The organism is Yeosuana sp., from assembly GCF_057126245.1.
In genome coordinates this window covers 1-5,862 of the sequence record NZ_DBNGMQ010000052.1, presented here as the reverse complement: position 1 = coordinate 5,862, position 5,862 = coordinate 1, and the positions used below count along the sequence as shown (strand labels likewise).

5 protein-coding genes are annotated in these 5,862 nt (G+C 32.7%); 1 reads left to right on the top strand and 4 read right to left on the bottom strand.

Annotated features, from left to right (window positions below; genetic code table 11):
• The 4 genes from AC15TD_RS06210 to AC15TD_RS06195 all read right to left on the bottom strand — a co-directional run.
• The coding region (locus AC15TD_RS06210; RefSeq protein WP_484451268.1) for an SGNH/GDSL hydrolase family protein at window positions 1-307 on the bottom strand (307 nt) is incomplete at its 3' end.
• Window positions 308-2,170, bottom strand: a complete 1,863-nt coding sequence (locus tag AC15TD_RS06205) for a glycosyl hydrolase (RefSeq protein WP_484451267.1) — start codon at window positions 2,168-2,170, stop codon at window positions 308-310.
• A gap of 16 nt (window positions 2,171-2,186) precedes the next feature.
• Window positions 2,187-3,740 (bottom strand): sulfatase family protein, encoded by a 1,554-nt coding sequence (locus tag AC15TD_RS06200; RefSeq protein WP_484451266.1) that lies wholly within the window; start codon window positions 3,738-3,740, stop codon window positions 2,187-2,189.
• The gene (locus AC15TD_RS06195) at window positions 3,741-5,198 is read right to left on the bottom strand and encodes a sulfatase-like hydrolase/transferase (RefSeq protein WP_484451265.1); all 1,458 of its coding nucleotides are present in this window, start codon (window positions 5,196-5,198) and stop codon (window positions 3,741-3,743) included.
• A 264-nt stretch (window positions 5,199-5,462) separates the two neighbouring features.
• On the opposite strand from AC15TD_RS06195, the gene AC15TD_RS06190 reads away from it, so the two are divergent.
• Window positions 5,463-5,862: two-component regulator propeller domain-containing protein (locus AC15TD_RS06190; protein ID WP_484451264.1), on the top strand; the 400-nt coding region annotated here is incomplete at its 3' end.

Genomic DNA, 5,862 nt, shown 5'->3' with positions numbered 1-5,862 from the left:
ATTCTTTTGAATCTGGATGGCGATAACATAAATCCCACAAACCCCAGTTAAATTGAACAATATCCCAGTTTTCATGTTCTAACCATTCTTCTATTTTTAATAGTCCAGTTCCTGTATGTTGCGCATTACCTGGATTATGAGAAACGATTGCTCTATTAGAAAAATATGTTTTTACATATGGGGAATAACCAATGGAGATGGAATCGCCAATAATCAATATTTTTGGAGCTTTATTTTTACAAGCTGCTGAAAGCAGTATAGCAGCTAAAAAAATGAATGTAACAAATACCCTATACTTTTTTATCATTTAATTAATGATTAATTTTTTTATTGATTGACTACCATTATTCAATTTTATTAAAATCAAATACATTCCATCCAATTCATTTGTTAAATTTATTTCTGTTTCAGGTGATATTATCTTCTGGTTTGATTTTATTAGTTGTCCTTGAACATTATAAATGAAATATGAATCAATATCTAAAGAAGTTTTTAAGGTAAATAATCCTTTTGTTGGATTTGGAAATAATATTGGATTATTAATAGTATTGCCATTAATACCTAATGTGAAATACATATCTAAATTACTATCTGCTGTTACATTAGGATCAGGAATAGATGGTGATGATACTTGATTTTTATAAAAAGTACCCACATTGGTTAATGTGGCTCCAGTTCCATCATAATAATCTGCAACACCAGAATTAGGTTGAAACCAAGCATATCGCTCTACATAATCTAAACTTTCTAAGTATGGTAAGGCCAACTTCATAAATTCATAATTCACTGAAGTTGTTCTGTTCGGATTTGCATTAAATTCGGTAATCCAAATAGGTAATTTATACAAATCATAAACTCGTTGTAAATAATTTTTAAATCTATTAAAAACATTGTTTGGATTTGCGTTCGGTGAATTTTTTGGACTTGACCCCCAATCGTACCAATGTACCCCGATAACATCGATCCTTATATCTTGAGCATTTGCCTTATCATGAAATTCCTTAAGCCATCCAAAGGGAGCGTTCTCTCTGCAATTTGGAGAAACCAATCTTAAGCCAGTTTTCATTAAATTTTTATAGGTACTTACAGCGACATCTGTATCACATAGATTGTTCCATTTTCCTGATTGATCATTGCAATTATCAGATTCATTAAATGCCATGACGTGCGTAGCATTATACTTTGATTTATATTTTTCAATATCTGAGTCATCATTTGCGCCTCCAAAACCCCAAGACATTGGTGCAAACTCGTGTTCTAAATCAGATTCTGCTGAATTTCCCCAGTTATAATACCACGTTTTGTTTAAACCAGTTTTATTTCCACCTGTTCCTTTTTTAGTAACCCAATTCCATGGAATTACTCTAATAAAAGAAATAGTGTTTAATAAATATGTAGGCAGTTCATTAATAATTAAATCTTCTTCAGAAGCTATGTAATTTTTACTTTTGCCTGTACCATCCTCAGTAACAGCAAACGTTGCCATATACCCCTTTTTAAGAATAAATGATTCGCCTTTATCATTCATAGTGTTTGGAATTCCAGAGCCACTATGGATAATATCTAAGCTTAAACTTACCAAAGTACCTTGTAAATTTAAATTGTCATAAAGCGTTAAAGGACTTGTTGATACATCGTTACTTCTAATAACAGTACCGTTTAAATAATAATTATCTAAACGCAGATTAGACTTATAAATTGACACCTCACCATTAACAGTAATTTCTCCTAGATGGTCATTATTAATAGTAATCCCCTTTTTATTCAACGTTCGTATCCAGCCAATTCCCGAAGTAAAATTTATAGACACATTGTTTTGAAAAGGATTTGCCGAGCTTAAATCTACATAAGCATCATTATTTATGGAAATGCTTCCACCAGAAAAAGCTTGGGCCTGAAGGCTTGAAGCTGTGACAGACAAACTCCCTGAATTTAAATTAATGACACCAGAAGCGATAACCACATCACTGGCATTGTGCAGTTGTAAGTTTGAATTTATAGTTTGGCCAGCATCAATAGCTCCTGGACTTGGAGCTAGATTAGTATTACTATCTACCCAATTGGTTTCATCAAAAAAATCATTATTACCGGCACTGCCTGTCCAGATTAAATCTTGGCTATTGCAAACAAATACGGTTAAAAATAAAAAAACTATTGTATATAATTTCATTTATAAAATTAGTTATTTAATCAAATTTTGGTTGGCTTATGGTACCATAGCCTTTACCTCTAATGGTTTCAAAATTTTGAATCATTTCATTCAACTTATCAGAATTGGATTTTGCAAGATTTTGATCTTGGTGTGGATCTTCTTTTAAATTATACAATTGAAATTGATCTAAATTGCCTGTTTCAATTCCTTTGTTAACAATTACTTTAGGTCCGTTGTACGGGGGAATCATAACCCAATCCCCTTGTCTATAAGCCGTTCTAGAAGTAGCCTCAATAATAAGGTTTTCGCGACCTTGATTCGATTTTCCTAATAATACATCTAACATGTTTTCACTATCTTTTGTTGAAACATCACTACCTACCAATTGAGCCATAGATGAAAGCAAGTCAACTTGAGATACCACAGCATCAGAAATACCTGGTTTAATTTCTCCTTTCCAATAAGCTATAAAAGGAACACGAGTTCCAGCCTCAAAAAGACTATATTTTCCACCACGTAATTCGCCAGACGGCGTGTGTTCTCCTAACTTTTCTATAGCTTGGTCCTCATAACCGTCATCTAAAACAGGGCCGTTATCACTCGATACAATAATTAACGTATTTTCAAGCAAACCTTCCTGTTCTAAAGTTTTAATAAATTCGCCAACACACCAATCTGCCTCAAGAATAACATCACCACGTGGCCCCATTCCAGAGGTTCCTACAAACCTTGGGTTAGGCGTTCTTGGTACATGGGGTTGTTGCAAGGCATAATATAAAAAGAATGGATTGTCTTTATGATTCTTTACATAAGTCTTAGCTTTAGCTAAAAAATTATCTGCCATGTCTTCATCTATCCATCTTGCAGATTCACCACCTTTCATGAAACCTATTCTGGATACCCCATTTACGATGGCGTTACTATGTTGAGGATCGCCTTTAAACTTTAAAAGTTCAGGGTTTTCAGTTCCAGTTGGTTCTCCTTCAAAATTTTCATCATAATTGACCTGAATTGGATCATTTGGATCTAAATTATCTACATAGCCATCTTTAATATATACCGTAGGTACTCTGTCTTGAGTTGCTGCCATAATATAGCTATAGTCAAAACCTACCTCATTAGGACCTGGGGAAATATGAGTATTCCAATCAACATTTCCATTACCGAGTCCTAAATGCCATTTACCAACAATTCCCGTATGATAACCTTGGGTTTTTAGAATTTTAGGTAAGGTTACTTGGGCCGTGTCTATAAGCAAAGGTGCCGTTCCTGGTAATATTTTAGCATTTTTATTTCTCCATGGATAACTCCCCGTTAAAAGCGCATATCTACTAGGCGAACAGGTAGCAGATGTAGCGTAACCATTCGTAAATTTGATACCATTAGCAGCTAAATTATCAAAATTAGGTGTCGCTATTTCTGTAGCACCATAAGCACTTAAATCACCATAGCCTAAATCATCTGCGTAAATAAAAATTATATTTGGAGGACGATCTTCTTTTACTACTTGAGAGGTTTCTTTAGTCTTGTTTTTACAAGAACTCAAAATGATTATTAATAAATATAATATTACTTTCAAATTTTTCATTTAATTTTTATTTTGTTTATTAAATCTGTTTGGATGCTTTTTATTATATTCTTTATCATGTCCTAATCCGTAAAATATAGGATCTAACATTTGTGAATTCCAGTTTTGATAGCTGGTTTGTAGCGTTTGAAAAATGTCGTTGTCTTTTTCAATGAGATTGGTTGTTTCAGAAAGATCTTCTTTTAAATTAAAAAGCATGTGTTGATCTTTCTTGATTATCAATTTCTGTCCATCGCTATTTCTAATAGCAACATTCTTTTGATCAAATTTTCTCCAAAATAAATAGTCATGAGGCATATCTTTTTTTTCTCCCGTTATATAAGGTATGAGGTTAACACCATCTAATTCATTTTTAGATTGTATTGGAATTGAAGATTGTGCTATTGCTGTAGAGAAAATATCTAAAGATATTACAGGGGCATCATACGTGATGCCTTTAGGAATTTTTGCAGGCCATTTCATTGCGAAAGGCACATGAATACCACCTTCAAAAACATCGCCTTTACCCCCTCTTAGAATGCCATTATTTGATGCATTGGTCTTTTCCGGACCACCATTATCCGATAAAAAACAGATAATTGTATTTTCAGTAAGCCCTAATTCCTCTAACTTTCCATGTATTATTCCCACACCATCATCAACAGCACTTACCATGGCTGCGTATGTTTTACGTTTAGGGTCTTTTATATCTTCAAATCTCTTTAGATATTTTTCTGTAGCTTGTAGCGGTGTATGAGGTGCGTTATATGCTAAATAGATAAAAAATGGTTCCTCTTTATATGTTTCAATATAGTTAACGGCTTCTCTAGAAAGGGCATCTGTTAAATATTCTTTTTCTTCTATTCTATCATTATTTCTTAACAACTTTGTTTTATAAGCATCAAATTGAGCCTTTACTTCATATTCATCTTTTAAGGTCCATAATTCAGGAAAGTATTGATGACCACCGGTTAAAAATCCAAAAAAATCATCAAACCCTCTTTTTAACGGCCGTTGGCTAGCATGAGCACCTAAGTGCCATTTGCCCAAAGCGACCGATTTATAATCTCCTTTTTTTAATGCGCTTGCGAGTGTTTCTTCACTTAAGGGCAAGCCCATTTCCGGATCGTTGGGCGCAAACAATGGGTTTCTTCCAAATCCAAATCTGTCTTGGTAACGCCCTGTTATCAAACCTGCTCTGCTTGGTCCACAAACGGCATAACTCACATAAGCATTAGTGAATTTTACACCTTGTGTGGCAATTTTATCAATATTAGGGGTTGGTATATCTTTGCATCCATTAAAGCCTACGTCCTGATATCCCAAATCATCGGCTAAAATGATGATGATATTTGGTGATGAGCTTTTAACATGAGTAGTTGAAGCATTGCTGGTTTGAGCATTAATGTAATTTGGTGGAATTAATAGAACACATGCCATTAGTATTACCCAATTAAAGAAATTATTAAAAGTCGTCATATTTTCTGTTTTTATTAAAACGATGAATCAAATTCTGTACTAGTCAAATTTAAGTTTAATAAAAAGATAGTTACGGGTCGTATAAGTTCAATAAGAGGGTGAATTAGTTCATAATGCAATAGAACTGTTATTTTATTAGTTCATTTTAAAATAAATCTTTAATTTTTCAAAATCTATAATTTTGATGCATTTATAAATGTATTTTTATGATTGTTATTACATCTAATTTTTAGTTTAAATAAAAATCAAGTGTGAAATTTTATTATGAAAAACGCAATTACTATATTATTTGTTTTGGGTTACTTTTTTACATACTCACAACGTGAAGATGTAAATTATGTGATAGATTTTATTACAACCAAACAAGGCTTGTCTCACAACTATGTGTCCTCAATAGTGAGTGATGATTTAAATATTAAATGGATTGGCACTGAAAACGGGATTACCAAATATAACGGCTATGATTTTGAGTATATTAAGCCAAGTAAAGGATATGATGGGCTTTTAAATGAAAACATTGAAGTTCTTTTTAAAGATAGCGATAACAATTTATGGATAGGTACTAAGAGTGGTGGTTTATCCTATTTAGATATTAAAAATAACACCATTAAAAACTATAATCATCTTATTGATTTAGAAAATGAAGGCGATTTACGAGTTACTG